The organism is Herbaspirillum sp. CF444, from assembly GCF_000282135.1.
Lineage (GTDB): Bacteria > Pseudomonadota > Gammaproteobacteria > Burkholderiales > Burkholderiaceae_D > Herbaspirillum.
Window position 1 is genome coordinate 72,927 of sequence record NZ_AKJW01000067.1, and the last position, 20,276, is coordinate 93,202.

The following is a 20,276-nucleotide window of genomic DNA, read 5'->3' on the forward strand; positions in this document are numbered from 1 at the left end:
TACCTCAGCTTACCCAGGTTTGCCGCCCTTGCGATGCGGCGCAGCCTTGCCCGAGGCACGCGTATCAGGGCGCGCATCCCGCTTGTCGGAACGTTTGTCGCCCGGACGACCGGCGCGTGCGCTGCTGTTGACCTTGGGCGGCGTGGAATTCTTCGCCGGGGTCTTGTCGTGATGCTCGGTGCCGGTGCCGATGATGCTGATGTTCATCTTGCGGCCGCCGATCTCCACCGCCTTCAACTGGTGCAGCAGCGGCTTGGGCATGCCGGCAGGCAGGTCCAGGGTGCTGTGGTCGTCGTGGATGTCGATGCGGCCGATGTGCTTGGCTTCGAGCCCGGCTTCGGTGGCGATGGCGTTGACGATGCCGGCGGGCGTGGCGGCATGCGCGCGGCCGATTTCGATGCGGAAGGTCTGCATCTGGAACTCCGGCTTGCCCTTTTCCTTGGTTTTGGTTTTGCGCGGCTCTTCGACCGGCGCGTGTTCCGTGCGCTCGGTGCGCTCAGGACGCTCAACGCGCTCCGTACGTTCGGCACGTGCAGGACGATCGTCGCCGCGACCGTTGTCCCGGTCGGTGCGCGGACCGCGTTCGGCACGCAGCATCGGCGGACGCTCGTCGGTCACGCTGATCTTGAGCTGCTGACCGGCGACCCAGACCTTCTTGAGATGCTGCAGCAAATCGTCGGGCATGTCGCCCGGCAGATCCAGCACGCTGTGGTCGTCGAAGATTTCGATGCGGCCGATGTGCTTGGCATCCATGCCGGCTTCGTTGGCGATGGCGCCGACGATGTTGCCCGGCTTGACGCCGTGCTCATGGCCGACTTCGATGCGGTACGTCTGTGTCGTGTGGGCGGCGAAGTCGGCTTTGGTCGGGCGCGGACGCTCAGTGCGTTCCGGACGTTCTGCACGTTCAGCCCGCTCGGGACGATCGGTGCGCTCGGCACGTTCCGGACGCTCGCTCCGTGCGGCACGCGGCGCAGCGGTGGCGTTGCCGTCGTCGCGGCTGATCTGCAATTGCTGGCCGGCGACGCGCACGGATTTCAGATGGTCGATCAGATCGGCAGGCATATCGTCCGGCAGATCGAGCACGCTGTAGTCGTCATAAATTTCGATACGGCCGATGTGCTTGGAATCCATGCCGGCTTCGTTGGCAATCGCGCCGACGATGTTGCCGGGCTTGACGCCGTGTTGATGGCCGACTTCGATGCGGAAGGTCTGCATGCCGGGATCGGCGGCGCGGACGATGCGCTCCTTGGCGGCGTAGCTCGGGCGCTCGGTGCGTTCATGGCGATCGCCACGATCGCCACGATCACCACGCTCTGCACGCGGCGAGCGGTCCGGACGTTCGCGCGGGGCGCGGTCGTCGTTACGGACGAATTCAGGCTCGCGCTGGTTCTTGTCGAGCAGCAACGGCACGTCGCCGCGCGCCATCTTGGCCAGCGCTGCGGCGATGTCGACCGCGGTGACGTTCTGTTCGCGCTCGTAGTCTTCGATCAGCGAGCGGAAGATGTCGAGACCGCCGTCGGCCAGCGTTTCGCCGATCTGTTCCTTGAAGCGCGCCACGCGCACGTCATTGACGGCCTGCACGCTCGGCAAGGTCATCTGCGTGATCGGCTGGCGCGTCGAGCGTTCGATGCTCTTGAGCAAATTCTTTTCACGCGGGGTGATGAACAGGATCGCTTCGCCGCTGCGTCCGGCACGGCCGGTGCGGCCGATGCGGTGGGTGTAGCTTTCCGGATCGTAAGGGACGTCGTAGTTGATGACATGGCTGATGCGTTCGACATCGAGGCCGCGCGCGGCGACGTCGGTGGCGATCAGGATGTCGATCTGGCCGTCTTTCAATTGCTGGATGGTGCGCTCGCGCTGTTGCTGCTGGACATCGCCGTTGATGGCGGCGGCGGCAAAACCCCTCGCCTGCAGCTTGCCGGCGAGCTCTTCGGTGCCGAGCTTGGTGCGCGAAAAAATGATGAGGCCGTCGAAGGGTTCGACTTCGAGGATGCGCGTCAGCGCGTCGAGCTTGTGCATGCCGCTGACCAGCCAGTAGCGCTGGCGGATGTTTTCGGCGGTGCCGGTCTTGGCGGCGACGGTGATTTCCGCAGGGTCGCGCAGATAGGTCTTGGCGATGCGCTTGATGACGGCCGGCATGGTCGCGGAGAACAACGTGGTCTGGCGCGTGGCCGGGGTCTTTTGCAAAATCGATTCGACGTCGTCGATGAAACCCATGCGCAGCATTTCATCGGCTTCGTCGAGCACCATGGTCTTCAGTTGCGACAGATCGAGCGAGCCCTTGTCGAGGTGATCGATCACGCGGCCGGGGGTCCCGACCACCACGTGCACGCCGCGGCGCAAGGCGCTCAGCTGCGGGCCGTAGCTCTGGCCGCCGTAAATAGGCAAGACGTGGAAACCGGGGATGTGCGTGGCATAGCGCTGAAATGCTTCGGCCACCTGGATCGCCAGTTCGCGCGTCGGCGCCAGCACCAGCGCTTGCGGCGCGGTCTGGCGGATGTCGATGCGCGACAGGATCGGCAAGGCGAACGCCGCGGTTTTGCCGGTGCCGGTCTGCGCCTGGCCCAGCACGTCGCGGTTGTTCAGCAAGGTGGGGATGGTGGCGGCCTGGATCGGCGAGGGTGTTTCGTAACCGAGTTCCTTCAGGACGCGCAGCAGCGGTTCGCTGAGATTGAGATCGGAAAATTGGGGGAGAGGTGCTTCGGACATGGTGAGACTCACAGGTTCTTTTAGGCCGCAGGGCGCGGCCGGATGGTGACGCAGTTTACTCGCTTGTGACGGAATCAGCGAAGTTAAGTTGCAACACCGACAGGGAAGCTGCTTCCGCCGACACGTCGCCGGCAGGGATCTTACGAGAGAAAAATGCTGCGGCGGACGCCAAGTCCGCTACTAGAACTCATTTCATAAATAGGCGTGAGTGCGAGCTTACCCTGTTTGGGATGAAGTGCAAGGCGCGAATCGGGGTCAAGACTGGGCGTCTTGACCCTGATTCGTAACGCGGCAATTCGCCCAAACAGGCCGCTCCCTACGGGTTCTTCCCAGAAAGGGCGCTGGCCGCGTTGTGCTCCTTGCGTGTGCCCCGGCACACGACGCGTCGCACGCCTTGCCAGCACCCTTTCTGGGAAGAACGCATCTCACGCCTATTTATGAAATGAGTTCTAATAAGTGCCGAACGGCAATCAAGCCGCGACGATCATGGCGACCATTCCCGGCGGCGATTGCGTGCAATAGTTGGTGTTATTGAAAGGTATTGGGCGTCAGTTGCAGCGGTGTGCCCTGCACGCCGGCACGCACCATGCGGCGGGCGACGCCGGTGATGTTGGGTTCCAGCTCGCGAAAGGTTTGCATCGGGCCGATGGCGGTAAACATCTGCGAGGCCAGCTTGATCAGCGCTTCGTTGGAGATGAAGCACTCGCGATTGACGAATTCGACGCAGACGGAAAAAACGATGCCCGCTTTGGTCATTTTCACTTCGGTTGACGCTTGAGACATGACAGCTCACTTTCAATCGTAGAATCCAGTTATAGTGCGCGCAAGCGTCGCCAATAGCAATTAAAATCGGCAAACGGCGGGCTTTCCCACCCCTTTTTCGGGCTCCGCGCGGGCTTATCCGGCCGCCGCCGCGCCAACAGGGTATAATAGCGCCTAGTCGGGCGATTCGCCCTTTTCCGGACTGGCCCGTCGCATTGCCCGTCTCCACTCTTTCCGGTCGTGCTTCTGTCGTTCCCGAGCAGTCGGCCCGTCCCGTAGTAACCGTCCTGTGCCGGCAACGTTGTACTTCCGGCGCAAAAGTCTTTTTGTGTGTCCTTGTTTGGGCACCTGAACGAAAAGCAAAATCGCACTGGTCCGCTCGCGCGGCAACCGGTCTCTTTTTTCTGCGTTCTCTGGCGAATGCCGTGCAGCTCGATTGCTGCGTGCCTGTTTCGCCCGTCGAGCGCCTTACCTGGAAACCACCATGGCTAAAGAAGAATTACTCGAAATGAACGGCCTCGTCGAAGAAGTCCTCCCTGACTCGCGCTTTCGCGTCAATCTGGAAAACGGTCATCGACTGATCGCCTACACCTCCGGCAAGATGCGCCAAAACCATATCCGCATCCTGGCCGGCGACAAAGTCACGCTGGAACTGTCTCCTTATGACCTGAGCAAGGGCCGCATCACTTTCCGTCACCTGGAAAAGCGCGGACCGGTCGGCGGCGGACAACAACGTCGTCGCTATTAAAGTTACCTGACGTCCACACTGGAAACCGCGCCATGTCCGACACCATCATCGAACGCTCTGCAGGCGCTGCGGCGATTTCCGCCAAGGCGCTGTCCATCGCGCTTGCGCTCGAGGTCGAGATCGCCGATTGCGTGTGGGACATCGGCGCCGATCTCACGCATGAACATGCGCATCGCTTGGAATTGGTGACGGCGGCAAAATCGGTGCGCGTGTATTTTCGCGAACTGGAACTGACCACCGCGGGCAATGCCTCGCGCAGCAAGCGTATCGATGAGCGCCTGCAACGCGCCATCGCGCAGTTGCAGCAACGCGCACCTGCGCCGACCTACGGCTATAACTGAGATCACTGAGCTGAGCTTGCGAGCCGGGCTTGACGAAATAAATCTCCATTTATCACGATATGCTTAGGTAAGTCTCTGATTTACCTGTATATTGAATTCTGCACTTACATCAAGTCGTCGTTATTGTCGGTCTCTCTCCCTTGCGCTTGTTCACAAGCCATCTCTGTTTGACTCTCTTCGGTTACATCTTGCTTGATCTCGGGTGCGCTTCGGGCGTCGTCCCTCATTTTTTCAAGGAAGTAAAACATGTCTACATCACAAACCGGCACAGTCAAATGGTTCAACGATTCCAAGGGCTTCGGCTTTATCACGCCTGATCAAGGCGGCGACGATCTGTTCGCGCATTTCCAGGACATCCAGTCGACCGGTTTCAAGAGCCTGGCTGAAAACCAACGCGTTTCGTTTGAACGCGGCACTGGTCCTAAAGGCGAAAAAGCGACCAACATTCGTCCTATCTGATCGAATGTTCTGACGCGAAGACCACGGTCTTCGCGCATGCAAGTCCGGATTCGTACGTCGCCGGTGACACCACGCAGATAGCATGGGTCATTGCCGATCGGATCCGGCACCCTGCGGGAAACCGCAGATAAAAAGAGCTCGCTACGGCGGGCTTTTTTTCGTCTTGCGCTTTCCGGCCAGCCGGTGCGCTTCCGCTATCATCGCTGTTCCCTTATTTCTCAATTCTTGTTCATGAATCTTCCTCTGCACGACTGGCCAGCACGGTTTGTCGCGCTGGCCGGCAAGCTCGCCGACAACGACGGCGCGCACGACATCAATCATCTGCATCGCGTGTGGCACACCGCGCACGCCTTGCTACGCGCGCACCCCGAAGCCGATGCGCTGATCGTGCAGGCGGCATGCTATCTGCACGATCTCGTGAACCTGCCGAAGAACAATCCGCAACGGCACATGGCGTCGAGGCAGGCCGCGCAACTGGCTCGCCGTCATCTGGAGGCGATGCGTTTCCCCGCAGACAAACTCGCAGGTGTGGCACATGCGATCGAAGCGCACAGTTTTTCCGCCGGCATTACTCCTGAAACGACAGAGGCAAAGATCGTGCAAGACGCCGATCGACTCGACGCGCTCGGTGCGGTCGGCCTAGCACGCTTGTTCTATACCGCAGGCCGCATGGGCAGCCAGCTGGCGCATTCCGACGACGTGCTCGGCGCACGGCGCGCGCTGGACGACAAACGCTACGCGCTCGACCATATCGCCTGCAAGCTGGAAACGCTGCCGGCAAGCATGCAGACCGTCGCCGGCCGCAAGCTTGGTGAAGAACGCATGCAATGGCTACGCGATTTCCGTTCGACGTTTGCGGCGGAATGGAACGGCGTCGGCGCCGCCTGAAATCTCTTTCTGGAAATGCTGCTAGAATCGATCCATCGTTTTTTACATCACGCATTGATCTTCATGATTATCGTCGCCCTGTCCTGCCTGTTGTCGCTCAGCCTGTTCGTCCTGGCTGCACAGACACGCGCTCGCGCAGCAGCCGCCGGTAAACAAAAGAAACAGTCGCTCATCTGACCGGGGCGCGCTGTCCTGTCAGGTGGGCTGACAGGATGGCAAACGCAGACCGGACACGTTCCCCCTCGCTACCTCTTCCTTGCACCTGCCGACAGACATTCGACGGTCTGTAATGCAGTACTTCAATGGAGAGCAGCAATGACATCTTTCGACGGAATCTGGATTCCCCTGATCACGCCGTTTCACGACGGTCGTATCGATTTTCCCGCCTTGCAGGCGCTGGCGCGCAGCATGGTTGACGCCGGCATAAGCGGGCTGGTGGCCTGCGGCTCGACCGCCGAGGCCGCTGCACTGGACGACGACGAACAACTGGCGGTGCTGGACGCCATCATCGCCGCCGTGCCCGACTGCCCGGTGATGATGGGGCTGGCCGGCAACCGCCAGGCGGCCATGCTGGAAAAGATGCAGAAAATCCAGCAGCGCCGGATTGCCGGTTTGCTGATTCCGGCGCCGTATTACATTCGCCCTTCGCAAGAAGGCCTGCGCGCTTTTTATCTCGCCATGGCGGATGCAGCCAACGCACCCGTGATCGTCTACAACATCCCTTATCGCTCGGGCATCAACATCGACGCCGCCACGATACTCTCGCTCGCCGCGCATGAACGCATCGTCGCCGTCAAGGATTGCGGCGGCAGCATGGGCGCAACCATGGACCTGATCACGCATGGCGGTTTATGCATCTTGTCCGGCGAGGATGAACAAATTTTCACCACGCTCTGCCTGGGCGGCAGCGGCGCCATCACGGCAGCGGCACATCTGCGTCCGGACCTGTTCGTACGCGTGGCGCAACTGGTGCGCGCGCAACGCATCGATGAAGCACGCGCCGTCTTCTACGATTTGCTGCCGCTGATTCGCCTGCTGTTTACCGAACCGAATCCGGCGCCGATCAAGACGGCGCTCGCATTGATGGGCATGGTGCGCGACGAATTGCGCGCGCCGATGCAGGCAAGTTCGCCGGCATTGCGAGAAAAACTGCAACGTGAATTGCTGCGACTCGGTTGCTTGTAAACACATATCGAAAAACCGAAGGACGCCGGTATCCAGAAATGGCGGAATCACGGAACGACGCATTGCTGAAGTCAATGCAACCGTCGTCGCTCGCATTCCACCGGCGGTTTTTCACATTGCCAGATTGGAAATGCGATGCAGGATAAATCCGCCATTGTTACAAAAGGCTCATCTTTCTTTGCGAACCAAGCTGTTTTCTCCTCGTCATATTTCCATCTCATCATTGTCGAGGAGTTATCGTGGCAAGTCAGGAACAGCACCATCAACCGCGCTGGAGCATCGCCGACCTGGATTTTTCCCGCATCGATCTGCGACGCGTCCGCAACGACGAAAATACCTTCTATCTGGTCGCCTGCGCCTCCTTCGTCGAAAGCGGCTCCGACCTCTATACGCACAACCTGCTGGACTTCTTCAGCGACAACGCAGAAGTTGCAGCCTGGCTACGCGGGCAGTGGGAGGCGGAGGAACTGCAACACGGCCGCGCCCTGCGCGCCTATGTCGAACACGTCTGGCCCGAGTTCGACTGGCAGAGCGCCTACGACAGCTTTCTCGCCGAGTACGCCACTTACTGCAAGGTCGAGCTGCTGGAGCCGACCAAGGCGCTGGAGATGGCGGCCCGCTGCGTGGTCGAGACCGGCACCGCCACGTATTACCGGGCGCTGTCGCGCAGCGTGAAGGAACCGGTGCTGCGCGATCTGGCCGCGCGCATCTCCAATGACGAGGTTAATCATTACAAGCACTTCTATCGCTACTTCCGCCAATACCGCGAGCGTGAAGGCATCGGCCGTTCACGCGTGCTCGGCACCCTGAGCCGCCGCACGCTGGAAATGCGCAACGAGGACGCCGACTGCGCCATCCGCCACGTGCTGAAATTCCGCGATCCGGCACGTGCCAATGACACTGCCTATTTAAGAGAACTGAGCGCGCGCATGAGCACGACCGTTCGCACCAATTTGACGCCGGAGATGACGCTGAAGATGATCATGCGCCCGCTGGAACTGTCGCCGCGGGTGCAGGCCTGGGTGCAATATCCGATACAACAGCTGATGCAACACGTGTTTTTGCGCTAAAAACAATCACCCCTTCACTGATTTGCACCAAATTGCTCATGTTTGGGGCAAATCGGGATTCGCCGCACCGTCACTATTTTTACCATCACCAAAATGGTGCTATAGCGCACATCCGCTTCTACAAAGTTCGAGAAATCGAGAGAGATTGACGAATTGTCATTGGCACGCAATCTGCTAAAGCAGAAAGGCAGTCAACCAACTCTCATTGATTCTTCTAACTGTAGGAGCACTTCATGTCACGTCGCACTATCCTAAAAGCAACAGCACTCGGCGCGTTCGCACTTGCAGCATCCTCCTGGCTCCCAGCCGCGTTCGCCGCGGATACCATCAAGGTCGGCATCCTGCACTCGCTGTCGGGCACCATGGCCATCTCCGAAACATCGCTCAAAGATGTGGCGCTGATGACAATCGATGAAATCAACGCCAACGGCGGCGTCATGGGCAAAAAGCTCGAACCCGTGATCGTTGACCCGGCATCCAACTGGCCACTGTTCGCTGAAAAAGCGCGCCAGCTGATTTCCCAGGACAAGGTCTCCGTCGTGTTCGGCTGCTGGACTTCGGTCTCGCGCAAATCGGTGCTGCCGGTCTTCAAGGAATTGAACAGCCTGCTGTTCTACCCGGTCCAGTACGAAGGCGAAGAGCTGGAAAAGAACGTGTTCTACACCGGCGCGGCGCCTAATCAGCAAGCCATCCCCGCCACCGAATACCTGATGTCGAAAGAAGGCGGCGGCGCCAAGCGTTTCGTCCTGCTGGGCACCGACTATGTGTACCCGCGCACCACCAACAAGATTCTGCGCGCCTTCCTGCATAGCAAGGGCGTGAAGGATTCCGACATCGATGAAGTCTACACACCGTTCGGCCACTCCGATTACCAGACCATCGTCGCCAACATCAAGAAGTTCGCAGCAGGCGGCAAGACAGCAGTGATCTCGACCATCAACGGCGACTCCAACGTGCCGTTCTACAAGGAACTGGGCAACGCCGGCCTGAAGGCGACCGACGTGCCTGTCGTGGCGTTCTCGGTGGGTGAAGAAGAACTGCGCGGCGTCGACACCAAACCGCTGGTCGGCCACCTGGCAGCCTGGAACTACTTCGAATCCGTGAAGAACCCGGTCAACACCGCCTTCATCAAGAAGTGGAAAGCCTACGCCAAGGCCAAGGGTCTGCCGAACGCCGACACCGTCGTGACCAACGATCCGATGGAAGCGACTTACGTCGGCATCTACATGTGGAAGCAAGCGGTTGAAAAAGCCAAGACCACCGACACCGACAAGGTGATCGCGGCGATGGGCGGCCAGACCTTCAAGGCGCCGTCCGGCTACACGCTGGAAATGGACAAGACCAACCATCACCTGCACAAACCAGTGATGATCGGCGAAATCAAGGCCGACGGTCAGTTCAACGTGGTCAACAAGACCAAGACCACGATCCGTGCGCAGCCATGGAGCCCGTACATCCCGGGCAACGAAAGCAAGCAAAAAATGTAATGCAGCTGCTTGCCGTGCTTGAGTAGTTGAGCAGTACCCGCTGCATGTTCCATGCCGCGGTTTGCAAGACCTTGCACCGGACGTCCGACATCCCGTCCGGTGCAATCAACGCCGCACTCCTCATGCGTTTTTCCTTGAAGTGCGTGCATGAATCTCAGATAAGCGTCGCAAGACCGATTTATTTTCCGTCTTGCCGTGCCACCGAAAAGAACCATGAGACTTCTCCCCAAGATCATTGCCTCCGCCTTGCTCACAGGCTGGCTGTGCACCCAGGCGATCAGCGCGCATGCCGCGATCGATCCGGCGCTGCTCAAGCCGCTGGCCGGCGACGACCCCGATGCGCGGATTGCCGCCGTCACGCAGATTGCTGCGCTGGCCAATGCCGACGCACAGAAAATCCTCAATGCCATCAACAGCGATGCGCTGTACGCCACGCCCGCCGGCGACGTGCTGATCATCGAAGACGCCGAAGCCTTCAATCCCGCCACCGACAAGACCGGCCCGGCGCCTGACGACGCCGAAGGCATCACCGTCAACAACCGCCTGCGCGGCGTGGTGGAAGGCGCGCTGTCGGGACTCAAACTGTTTTCGGCCGATCGCGCCACGCGCCTGACCGCCGCGACGGAACTGCTGAAGACCGCCGATGCCGCCCAAACGCCGCTGATCAGCAAGGCACTGGCGGCGGAAAAAGATCCGCAAATCCAGGAAGTGCTCAAGCAAGTCGTCGCCACCGCCAACCTGCATGCGCCTGATGCGGCGGCACGCAAGGCCGCCGTCAAGGCCCTGGCCGAGACCACCAACGCCAACCTGAAGCCGGTGCTGGAGCAAATGCTGGCCAGGAATCCCGACGGCAGTTATGTCGAAACCGACGAAGGCGTGCGTATCGAAGCAGTCCGCACGCTGTCGGCGCTGGATCGCCACCTGTCCATCACCGAATTCGTCGGCAAACTGTTCTACGGCGTCTCGCTGGGCAGCGTGCTGCTGCTCGCCGCGCTGGGCCTGGCGATCACCTTCGGCCTGATGGGCATCATCAACATGGCGCACGGCGAACTGCTGATGATCGGCGCCTACACGACCTACGTGTGCCAGCTGGTGTTCCGCAAATTCTTCCCGGGCGCGATCGACGCTTATCTTGTCGTCGCGCTGCCGGCCGCCTTCATCGTCGCCGCTGCAGTAGGCATCGCGCTGGAGCGCCTGGTGATCCGCTGGCTCTACGGCCGTCCGCTGGAAACCCTGCTGTGCACCTGGGGTATCAGCCTGATGCTGATGCAAGGCGTGCGTTCCATCTTCGGCGCGCAGAACGTCGAAGTCGCCAACCCGAGCTGGATGTCGGGCGGCATCACGGTGCTGGGTTCGCTGGTGCTGTCGTATAACCGGATCGTGATCATCTTCTTCGCGCTGTTCGTGGTGTTCGCGGTGTGGCTGATCCTCAATAAAACACGCCTCGGCCTGTTCGTGCGCGCCGTCACGCAGAACCGCCGCATGGCCGATTGCGTGGGCGTCTCGACCGGCAAGATCGACATGATGACCTTCGGCCTCGGCTGCGGCATCGCCGGTCTCGGCGGCGTGGCCTTGTCGCAGCTCGGCAATGTCGGTCCCGACCTCGGCCAGGGTTATATCGTCGACTCTTTCATGGTGGTGGTGCTGGGCGGCGTCGGCCAGTTGGCGGGCACCGTGATCGCCGCGTTCGGCCTGGGTGAGGTGAACAAGTTCCTGGAGCCGGTCGCCGGCGCCGTGCTGGCCAAGATCGCCATCCTCGTGTTCATCATCGTGTTTATCCAAAAGCGCCCGCAAGGCCTGTTTGCACTGAAAGGCAGGAGCGTGGAATGAGTACCCTCAATCTCCCATTGAAACCTTCGCTGTTTTCTCGTCCGGCCTGGATCGGCATCGTGGTCTTTACCGTGATCCTGGGTCTGCTGCCTATCCTCAACCTGATCTTCCCGGCCGGTCATCCGCTATCGATTTCCAGCTACACCATCGCGCTGATCGGCAAGTTCATGTGCTACGCCATGGCGGCGCTGGCGCTGGATCTGGTGTGGGGCTACACCGGCATCCTGTCGCTCGGCCACGGCGTGTTCTTCGCGCTGGGCGGCTATGCGCACGGCATGTACCTGATGCGCGCCATCGGCCATGACGGGGTGTATCAGAGCGACTTGCCGGACTTCATGGTGTTCCTCAACTGGAAGGCTTATCCGTGGTACTGGTGGATGACCGAGCACTTCTGGTTCGCCATGCTGCTGGTGGTGCTGGTGCCGGGCGTGCTGGCCTTCGTGTTCGGTTACTTTGCCTTCCGTTCGCGCATCAAGGGCGTGTACTTCTCGATCATCACGCAGGCGATGACCTTCGCCTTCATGCTGCTGTTCTTCCGCAACGATACCGGCTTTGGCGGCAACAACGGCTTCACCGATTTCAAGCGCATCCTCGGCTTCACGATCACGGCGCCGTCGACCAAGGCGGTGCTGTATCTGGTGACGCTGGCCTTCCTGCTCGGTTCGCTGCTGCTGTGCCGCGCCATCGTGACGTCGAAGCTGGGACGCGTGCTGCAAGGCGTGCGCGATTCGGAATCGCGGCTGATGTTCATCGGTTACAACCCGCTGTGGTTCAAGCTGTTCGTGTGGACCTTGTCGGCGGTGCTGTGCGGCATCGCCGGCGCACTGTACGTGCCGCAGGTCGGCATCATCAACCCGTCCGAAATGTCGCCGGCCAACTCGATTGAAATGGTGATCTGGGCGGCAGTCGGCGGACGCGGTTCGCTGCTCGGCCCCATCATCGGCGCGTTCACCGTCAACGGCCTCAAGAGCTGGTTCACCGCCGCCTTCCCGGATCTGTGGCTGTATGCGCTGGGGCTGATCTTCATCCTCGTGACGCTGTTCCTGCCGCAAGGCATCCTGGGACTGATCAAGAAACTGAAGAAGCAAGAGAAGCAAGAAGAACAAGATCGCGCCAAGGAGGCCGCATGAGCGAAATGTACAATCGCGCCGCGCCGCAAGACAGCGTCGATAACGGCCAGCATGCCGACCATGGCACCTCGTATGCACGCATCAAGCAGGAAGGCGTCGACACCACTCACGGCGCCATCCTGTATCTGGAAAACATCACGGTCTCGTTCGACGGCTTCAAGGCGATCAACAACCTCAACCTCGACATCTCGGTCGGCGAGCTGCGTTGCATCATCGGCCCCAACGGCGCCGGCAAGACCACCATGATGGACGTCATCACCGGCAAGACGCGGCCAACGGCGGGCACGGCCTTTTTCGGCCAGACCATCGACCTGACCAGGATGACGGAATACGAAATCGCCCACGCCGGCATCGGCCGCAAGTTCCAGCGGCCGACGGTGTTCGAGCAGCATTCGGTATTCGAAAACCTGGAAATGGCGATGAAGATGGACAAGCGCGTGAAGACGACCTTGTTCGCGCGCCTGAATTCGGAACAGATCGGCAAGATCGAAGAAATCCTCAAACTGATCCGCCTCAACGGCCAGGAAAACCGCGTCGCCGGCCTGCTTTCGCACGGCCAGAAGCAATGGCTGGAGATCGGCATGCTGCTGATGCAGGAGCCGCAATTGCTGCTGCTGGACGAACCGGTGGCCGGCATGTCCGACGCCGAAACCGTGCGCACCGCCGAATTGCTCAACGAACTGCGCGGCAAGCATTCGATCATGGTGGTCGAGCACGACATGGGCTTCGTCGAAGAAATCGCGCAAGGCGGCAAGGTGACCGTGCTGCACGAAGGCTCGGTGCTGGCCGAAGGCACGATGCAGCAGGTGCAATCGGACGATCGCGTGATTGAAGTGTACTTAGGCCGCTAAGAGTAGAGCTCTAAACCCGGGACGAAAAGAATATGCTGCAAGTCAATCAACTGAACCAATACTACGGCGCCGCGCATACCTTGCGCGGCGTGTCGATCAATGTCGAAAAGGGCAAGTGCCTGTCGCTGCTCGGCCGCAACGGCGTCGGCAAGACCACCTTGCTGAAATGCCTGATGGGCGTCTTGCCCGTCGCCGCCGGCAACGTCACCCTGGAAGGCAAGGACATCACCAGACTCAAGCCGCATCAACGCGCAGGACTGGGGATTGCCTATGTACCGCAAGGCCGTGAAATCTTCGCGCGCCTGACCGTGGAAGAAAACCTGCTGATGGGCATGGCGACCAAGTCCGGCCGCAAGGCGTCGACGATCAAGGGCGAGGTGTACGAGCTGTTCCCGGTGCTCAAGGAAATGCTGCACCGTCGCGGCGGCGATCTGTCGGGCGGGCAACAACAGCAATTGGCGATTGCCCGCGCGCTGCTGGCCGAACCGAAGCTGATCATCCTCGACGAACCGACCGAAGGCATCCAGCCGTCGATCATCAAGGACATCGGCCGCGTGATCAGCCTCTTGCGCCAGCGCGGCGACATCGGCATCCTGCTGTGCGAGCAGTATTTCGATTTTGCGCGCGAGCTGGCAGACACCTTCGTCGTGATGTCGCGCGGCGAAGTCGTCGCCTCGGGCGTGCAGGCCGAGATGGACAACGAAGACGTCAAGAAACACCTGGCGGTGTGATCCGGGCTATGCACGCGGAGTTGCCGGATTATCAAGTCCAGCCGGCGTGCGCCCTGCGTGCGTTTTGGCGGCAGGTCTGCTATAAACGAAGGTCCGCGCGCGTCTCGCCCTCATGTCGCCATAATCAGAACACTGCATGAAACGCATCATTGATCCTGCCGCTGCCGTCACGGAGTCCGGCCAAACCGTCGTCGCCTCCATGGCTTCCGCGCGCCATGAACAGGCGCGGCTGACGCTCGGCTTTGCCGACGACGCCGGCACGACGCGCATGATCGAGCGCAGCCACTTCGGTCCGCTGCGCGTGCAAAAGCCGCTCTATCCCGAACATCCTGCCGTCTGCCATGCCGTCATCGTGCATCCGCCGGGCGGCATCCTGGGCGGCGACGTGCTGAATATCACTGCACACGTCGGCGACAACGCGCATGCGTTGCTGACAACGCCCGGTGCCGGCAAATGGTACCGCGCCAACGGCTTCGTCTCACAGCAGCAGGTAGCGCTGACGGCAACCGCCGGCGCGGCGCTGGAATGGCTGCCGCAGGAAACCATTTTCTTCAACGACGCCGACGTGCGCATGGAACACCAGGTTGAGCTGGCTGCCGACGCCACGTATATCGGCGGCGAGATCCTGTGCTTCGGCCGCACCGCGTCGGGCGAATCCTTCGTCAACGGCCGCGTCAGCCAGCGCACCAGCATTCGCCGCGACGGCAAGCTGGTGTGGTTCGAACAAGGCGCCTTGCGCGCCGGGACGTCGTCCATGACGAGTCCGCTGGCCTTGGCCGGTTATACCGTAAGCGCGACCCTGATCGCGGTCGGCTTGCCGCTCAACGCCGCCTTTCTCGGCGAGTTGCGCGAACAGACCAGCGCGCTGGCGCAAAACGGGAATGGCCGCAGCGGCGCGACGCAAATGAAACAAGTATTGGTGCTGCGCTATCTGGGCAACTCCAGTCAGGTTGCCCGGCAATGGCTGACGCATGCATGGCAGCGCATCCGGCCGGAATTGATGCGGCGCGAGGCGATCGTGCCGCGCATCTGGAATACATAACGAACATACAAACATCACGCATCAGGGAGAACACGCGATGGAACTCACTCCACGGGAAAAAGACAAGCTGCTGATTTTTACGGCGGCCTTGGTGGCTGAACGGCGCAAGGCGCGCGGCCTGAAACTGAATTATCCGGAAGCGGTGGCGCTGATCACGGCAGCCATCATGGAAGGCGCGCGCGACGGCCGCACGGTTGCCGAGCTGATGTCGGAAGGCACCAAGATCCTGAGCCGCGCCGACGTGATGGATGGCGTGGCGGAGATGATCCCCGACATCCAGGTCGAAGCGACTTTCCCGGACGGCAGCAAGCTCGTCACGGTTCATCACCCTATTCCTTAAGGAGCACTGAGATGATTCCAGGAGAAATGCTGGTTGAACCCGGCGACATCGAACTCAACGTGGGCCGCGCCACGGCGACCGTCACGGTGGCCAACAGCGGCGACAGGCCGATCCAGGTCGGATCGCATTTTCACTTTTTCGAAACCAATCCGGCGTTGAAATTCGACCGCCAGGTCGGTTACGGCATGCGTCTGAACATCGCCGCCGGTACCGCGGTGCGCTTCGAGCCGGGTCAGGAGCGCACGGTGGAACTGGTGGCGCTGGCGGGCGAACGCAAGGTCTATGGTTTCAACGCCAAGGTGATGGGCGCACTCGACAAGAAGGGAAATAAATAATGGCCAAGATTTCGCGTCAGGCTTACGCCGAAATGTTCGGCCCCACCGTCGGCGACCGCTTGCGCCTGGCTGATACCGAACTGTTCATCGAGGTCGAGAGGGATTTCACAACCTACGGCGAAGAGGTCAAGTTCGGCGGCGGCAAGGTGATCCGCGACGGCATGGGCCAGTCGCAGCGCAACTACAAAGACGTCATGGACACCGTCATCACCAATGCGGTGATCGTCGACCACTGGGGCATCGTCAAGGCTGACATCGGCCTCAAGGGCGGCAAGATCGCCGGCATCGGCAAGGCCGGCAATCCGGACATCCAGCCCGACGTCACCATAGCCATCGGCGGCGCCACCGAGATCATCGCCGGCGAAGGCATGATCGTCACGGCCGGCGGCGTTGACACCCACATCCATTTCATCTGCCCGCAGCAGATCGAAGAAGCGCTGATGAGCGGCGTCACCACCATGATCGGCGGCGGCACCGGCCCGGCGGTCGGCACGGCGGCGACGACGTGCACGCCGGGTCCGTGGCATATCCATTCAATGCTGTCGGCGGCGGATGCCTTCCCGATGAATCTGGGCTTCCTCGGCAAAGGCAACGTCAGCCTGCCGACGCCATTGGAAGAACAGGTCCACGCCGGCGCCATCGGCCTGAAACTGCATGAAGACTGGGGCTCGACGCCGGCGGCGATCGACAACTGCCTGTCGGTGGCGGATCGCCTTGACGTGCAGGTGGCGATCCACAGCGACACGCTCAACGAAGGCGGCTTCCTCGAACACACGCTCGCGGCTTTCAAGGACCGCACCATCCACACCTTCCATACCGAAGGCGCGGGCGGCGGTCACGCACCCGACATCATCGCGGCCGTCGGCGAAGGCAATGTACTGCCGTCCTCGACCAACCCGACGCGTCCCTACACCGTCAATACGCTGGACGAGCATCTGGACATGCTGATGGTTTGCCATCATCTGGATCCTGCGATTGCCGAAGACATCGCCTTCGCCGAATCGCGCATCCGACGCGAGACGATTGCCGCGGAAGACATCCTGCACGACATCGGCGCGATCTCGATGATGTCGTCCGATTCGCAGGCGATGGGCCGCGTCGGCGAAGTGATCATGCGCACCTGGCAGACCGCGCACAAGATGAAGACACAACGGGGCTCGCTGGCGCAAGATCCGTCTCGCCACGACAACTTCCGCGTCAAACGCTATATCGCCAAATACACCATCAACCCGGCGATCACGCATGGCATCTCGCATGTGGTCGGTTCGCTGGAGGTGGGAAAAGTCGCCGACATCGTGCTGTGGAAGCCGGCCTTCTTCGGCGTCAAGCCGTCGATGATCCTGAAGAGCGGCATGATCGCGGCGGCGCAGATGGGCGATCCGAATGCCTCGATCCCGACACCGCAGCCCGTGCATTACCGCATGATGTTCGGCGCGTATGGCGGCGGCTTGAAGACCTCGATGACTTTCGTCTCGCAGTCTGCTTTCGATGCCGGCATCGGCGACATGCTCAAGCTCAACAAGCCCGTCGTGCCCGTGAAAGGCATGCGCAATCTGCGCAAGCGCGACATGATCCACAACGGCGCGACGCCGAAGATGGAAGTCGATTCCGAAACTTACGAAGTGCGCGCCGATGGCGAATTGCTGGTGTGTGAACCTGCCAAGGTCCTGCCGCTGGCGCAACGTTATTTCCTGTTCTGAAAAATTATGCTGACCCTGAACACCAAGATCGAACACGCCGAACACATCGACGGCGAATTGCTGTTGCCCTACGACCAGCGCGAAAAGAGCCGCCTGCGCGCGACCATGACATCCGGCGAGGAAGTCGCCGTCTTCACCGTGCGCGGCACCGTGCTGCGCAACGGCGACCTGCTGCGCGGCGACGATGGCCGCGTGGTGAAGATCAACGCAGCGAGGGAAGCGACTTACCGTGTCGAGGCGAGTTCGCCGCATCAGCTGCTGCGTTGCGCCTTTCACCTCGGCAACCGCCACACGCAGGCGCAGGTCGGCGAAGGCTTCCTGCGCATTCGCAAGGATCCTGTGCTGAGGGAAATGCTGGAAGGCCTGGGCGCTCTGGTGACGGAGGAAGAAGCTGCGTTTGAGCCTGAATCCGGCGCCTATGGCGGCGGTCACCACCACCACGGCGACGATCATCATCATCCACTGGCGCCAATCCCCGTACGCCAGAAGATTCATCGTCCCGGCGATAAGCCCGCTTAGTTCCTCAGATCGACATCATGCAAGCACAAGCCCTGCTTCATCTGCTCCAGCTGACCAGCCCATCCTTGCCGATCGGTGCGTACAGCTATTCGCAGGGGCTGGAGGCAGCCATTGAAAACGGCAGCGTGAAGAACGAGGCCGGCGCGCGTGCCTGGATCATCGATTCGCTGCACGAAGTGGTCGCCCGCTTCGAGGCGCCGATCTTGTGGCGCTTGCTGCGGGCTTTCGCCGAACGCGATGCGGACGCGGTGGCATTGTGGAATGAACGCTTTATCGCCGCGCGCGATACGGCCGAGTTTCGCGCCGAGACGATACAGATGGGTTACTCGCTGAGCAAGCTGGCCATCGATCTGAAGATCGGCGACGAGTCCTTGCTCGGTCTGATGCAGGCGCAGGGCGAAGTGCCTTTGCCGACGGCGTTGGCGTATGCTGCCGTGGCGCTGAACGTACCGCATGACGCCGCTTTGCTGGGCATGCTGTTCGCGTGGGCGGAGAATCAGGTGCTGGTCTGCGTCAAGTCGGTGCCGCTGGGCCAGGTCGCCGGGCAACGTTTGCTGTTGTCCTTGCAGCCGGAGCTGGAAGCTGCGGCAAAGACGGCGCAGGAGTTGGCCGACGATGAGTTGTCGAACTGGTCGCCGGGCTTGTCGCTGCTGTCGATGCAGCACGAGGTGCAGTACAGCCGTTTGTACCGTTCTTAATGTGGATCTCGGATCCACTGGTCAGATCCATTTTGAATTTTTATAGAATCCGTTTTTAATCGAGAAAACCATGAGCAATCCTTCTTCTCCCAATCCATTGCGCGTCGGCATCGGCGGCCCGGTCGGCTCCGGCAAGACGGCGCTGTGCGAGATGCTGTGCAAACGCATGCGCGACCATTACGACATGGCGGTCATCACCAACGACATCTACACCAAGGAGGACATGGAGATCCTGCTGCGCGCCGATGCATTGCCGGCAGAACGCCTGATGGGCGTCGAAACCGGTGGCTGCCCGCACACGGCAATCCGCGAAGACGCCTCGATCAACCTGGAAGCGATCGCGCGCATGAGCGCAGATTTTCCGGATCTGGACCTGATACTGGTAGAATCCGGCGGCGACAATCTGGCGGCAACGTTCAGCCCGGAATTGTCGGACCTGACGATTTACGTGATCGACGTCGCCGGCGGCGAGAAGATTCCGCGCAAGGGTGGCCCGGGTATCACGCGCTCGGATCTGCTGATCATCAACAAGACCGATCTGGCGCCCTACGTCGGCGCCAATCTCGACATCATGGCGCAGGACGCCAAGCGCATGCGCGGCGAGCGTCCGTTTGTGTTTACCAACTTGCGCAGCGGCGACGGTGTCGAGACGGTGATTGAATACATCCGCAAACAAGGTTTGCTGGACGAAAAGAAGCAGGCTTGAGATTCACGTCATTCAGATTAACCTGGCGCGCGTGCGCATCCACGAAGATTTATATGAAGGAGAAAAACATGTTCCGTATTTCCACCAAGACTGCCATGCGCGCCGGCGCATTGACCATCGCCGCGCTGGCAGCAGGCAGCGCTTTCGCACACCCTGGCCATCCCGATTCGATGATGACGGCGTCGGCCAGCTTCAGCACCGGCTTCGCTCACCCGTTCTCCGGCATCGACCATTTGCTGGCCATGTTGGCGGTCGGTCTGTGGGCCGCGCAAAACAAGCGTTCGGCGATGTGGGTGTTGCCGTTGGCGTTTCCGTTGATGATGGTCGTCGGGGCACTGCTGGCATTTGCCGGCCTTGAATTTCCTGCAGCCGAAACCGGTATTGCGGCTTCGGTTGCGGTGCTCGGCCTGTTGATCGCCTTTGCGGTGAAGATGCCCTTGTGGTCTAGCACGATGGTGGTGTCGCTGTTTGCGCTGTTCCACGGCTATGCCCATGGCAGCGAATTGCCGCACGGTTCGTCGGCGGCGATGTATGGCCTTGGTTTTGTGCTGGCGACAGCGTTGTTGCATGCCGCCGGTTTGGGTATTGGCTTGTTCGCCGGCAAGCAGATGGCCGATAAAGTTGTGCGTATCGGTGGTATTGGTATCGCTGCCGTGGGTGCATATTTGCTCGCAGGCGTTTGATACGTTGATTTGAATAGCCGATACATATCGGTGATTGAGCAGATGTAAAAGCCGCGTTTCGA

General features: G+C 60.7%; 21 protein-coding genes. 19 read left to right on the forward strand and 2 right to left on the reverse strand.

Going from position 1 to position 20,276, the window contains the following annotated elements; genetic code table 11:
- Nucleotides 1-9 precede the first annotated feature (9 nt).
- Both PMI16_RS15895 and PMI16_RS15900 read right to left on the reverse strand, forming a co-directional pair.
- A complete protein-coding gene (locus PMI16_RS15895; protein WP_007881317.1) occupies nucleotides 10-2,709 on the reverse strand; it encodes a DbpA RNA binding domain-containing protein in 2,700 nt (899 codons plus the stop codon).
- A 528-nt stretch (nucleotides 2,710-3,237) separates the two neighbouring features.
- Nucleotides 3,238-3,492 (reverse strand): DUF1488 family protein, encoded by a 255-nt coding sequence (locus tag PMI16_RS15900; RefSeq protein ID WP_007881319.1) that lies wholly within the window; start codon nucleotides 3,490-3,492, stop codon nucleotides 3,238-3,240.
- Nucleotides 3,493-3,955: 463 nt separating this feature from the next.
- Between PMI16_RS15900 and infA the strand changes: the two genes are divergently transcribed.
- The 19 genes from infA to PMI16_RS15995 all read left to right on the forward strand — a co-directional run bounded on the left by infA (nucleotide 3,956) and on the right by PMI16_RS15995 (nucleotide 20,214).
- Nucleotides 3,956-4,219, forward strand: coding sequence for a translation initiation factor IF-1 (gene infA / locus PMI16_RS15905; RefSeq protein WP_007881321.1), 264 nt, complete (start codon nucleotides 3,956-3,958; stop codon nucleotides 4,217-4,219).
- A gap of 32 nt (nucleotides 4,220-4,251) precedes the next feature.
- Complete coding sequence (locus tag PMI16_RS15910; protein ID WP_007881324.1) at nucleotides 4,252-4,560, forward strand: hypothetical protein; 309 nt, start codon at nucleotides 4,252-4,254, stop codon at nucleotides 4,558-4,560.
- A gap of 246 nt (nucleotides 4,561-4,806) precedes the next feature.
- On the forward strand, nucleotides 4,807-5,019 hold the full coding sequence (locus PMI16_RS15915) for a cold-shock protein (RefSeq protein WP_007881326.1): 213 nt from the start codon (nucleotides 4,807-4,809) through the stop codon (nucleotides 5,017-5,019).
- Nucleotides 5,020-5,250: 231 nt separating this feature from the next.
- The gene (locus PMI16_RS15920; protein WP_007881327.1) at nucleotides 5,251-5,907 is read left to right on the forward strand and encodes an HD domain-containing protein; all 657 of its coding nucleotides are present in this window, start codon (nucleotides 5,251-5,253) and stop codon (nucleotides 5,905-5,907) included.
- A gap of 315 nt (nucleotides 5,908-6,222) precedes the next feature.
- Nucleotides 6,223-7,092: a 4-hydroxy-tetrahydrodipicolinate synthase gene (dapA, locus tag PMI16_RS15925; RefSeq protein ID WP_007881329.1), complete on the forward strand. Its 870-nt coding sequence runs from the start codon at nucleotides 6,223-6,225 to the stop codon at nucleotides 7,090-7,092.
- A 236-nt stretch (nucleotides 7,093-7,328) separates the two neighbouring features.
- Nucleotides 7,329-8,162, forward strand: coding sequence for a ferritin-like domain-containing protein (locus PMI16_RS15930; protein WP_443134894.1), 834 nt, complete (start codon nucleotides 7,329-7,331; stop codon nucleotides 8,160-8,162).
- A 233-nt stretch (nucleotides 8,163-8,395) separates the two neighbouring features.
- A complete protein-coding gene (gene urtA / locus PMI16_RS15935; protein WP_007881331.1) occupies nucleotides 8,396-9,649 on the forward strand; it encodes an urea ABC transporter substrate-binding protein in 1,254 nt (417 codons plus the stop codon).
- Nucleotides 9,650-9,862: 213 nt separating this feature from the next.
- Complete coding sequence (gene urtB / locus PMI16_RS15940) at nucleotides 9,863-11,479, forward strand: urea ABC transporter permease subunit UrtB (protein WP_007881332.1); 1,617 nt, start codon at nucleotides 9,863-9,865, stop codon at nucleotides 11,477-11,479.
- Nucleotides 11,476-12,609 carry an urea ABC transporter permease subunit UrtC gene (urtC, locus tag PMI16_RS15945; RefSeq protein WP_007881333.1) on the forward strand — a complete coding sequence of 378 codons (1,134 nt, stop codon included), beginning with the start codon at nucleotides 11,476-11,478 and terminating at the stop codon, nucleotides 12,607-12,609. Before urtB ends, urtC begins: the two co-directional genes overlap by 4 nt.
- On the forward strand, nucleotides 12,606-13,460 hold the full coding sequence (gene urtD / locus PMI16_RS15950; RefSeq protein WP_007881334.1) for an urea ABC transporter ATP-binding protein UrtD: 855 nt from the start codon (nucleotides 12,606-12,608) through the stop codon (nucleotides 13,458-13,460). Before urtC ends, urtD begins: the two co-directional genes overlap by 4 nt.
- A 32-nt stretch (nucleotides 13,461-13,492) precedes the next feature.
- Complete coding sequence (gene urtE / locus PMI16_RS15955; protein WP_007881335.1) at nucleotides 13,493-14,191, forward strand: urea ABC transporter ATP-binding subunit UrtE; 699 nt, start codon at nucleotides 13,493-13,495, stop codon at nucleotides 14,189-14,191.
- 136 nt (nucleotides 14,192-14,327) lie between these two features.
- Entirely contained in the window at nucleotides 14,328-15,233 is a 906-nt protein-coding gene (locus PMI16_RS15960; protein WP_007881337.1) for an urease accessory protein UreD, read from the forward strand.
- Nucleotides 15,234-15,270: 37 nt separating this feature from the next.
- Nucleotides 15,271-15,573: an urease subunit gamma gene (locus PMI16_RS15965; protein ID WP_007881339.1), complete on the forward strand. Its 303-nt coding sequence runs from the start codon at nucleotides 15,271-15,273 to the stop codon at nucleotides 15,571-15,573.
- 11 nt (nucleotides 15,574-15,584) lie between these two features.
- Entirely contained in the window at nucleotides 15,585-15,908 is a 324-nt protein-coding gene (locus tag PMI16_RS15970; protein WP_007881342.1) for an urease subunit beta, read from the forward strand.
- Nucleotides 15,908-17,608: an urease subunit alpha gene (gene ureC, locus PMI16_RS15975; protein ID WP_007881344.1), complete on the forward strand. Its 1,701-nt coding sequence runs from the start codon at nucleotides 15,908-15,910 to the stop codon at nucleotides 17,606-17,608. The genes PMI16_RS15970 and ureC overlap by 1 nt, the downstream gene beginning before the upstream one ends.
- A gap of 6 nt (nucleotides 17,609-17,614) precedes the next feature.
- Nucleotides 17,615-18,127 (forward strand): urease accessory protein UreE, encoded by a 513-nt coding sequence (gene ureE, locus PMI16_RS15980; RefSeq protein WP_007881346.1) that lies wholly within the window; start codon nucleotides 17,615-17,617, stop codon nucleotides 18,125-18,127.
- Nucleotides 18,128-18,144: 17 nt separating this feature from the next.
- Nucleotides 18,145-18,825 carry an urease accessory protein UreF gene (locus PMI16_RS15985; protein ID WP_007881348.1) on the forward strand — a complete coding sequence of 227 codons (681 nt, stop codon included), beginning with the start codon at nucleotides 18,145-18,147 and terminating at the stop codon, nucleotides 18,823-18,825.
- Between the two features lie 70 nt (nucleotides 18,826-18,895).
- The gene (gene ureG, locus PMI16_RS15990; RefSeq protein WP_007881349.1) at nucleotides 18,896-19,531 is read left to right on the forward strand and encodes an urease accessory protein UreG; all 636 of its coding nucleotides are present in this window, start codon (nucleotides 18,896-18,898) and stop codon (nucleotides 19,529-19,531) included.
- A 68-nt stretch (nucleotides 19,532-19,599) separates the two neighbouring features.
- A complete protein-coding gene (locus PMI16_RS15995; RefSeq protein WP_007881359.1) occupies nucleotides 19,600-20,214 on the forward strand; it encodes a HupE/UreJ family protein in 615 nt (204 codons plus the stop codon).
- The last annotated feature ends 62 nt before the right edge of the window (nucleotides 20,215-20,276 follow it).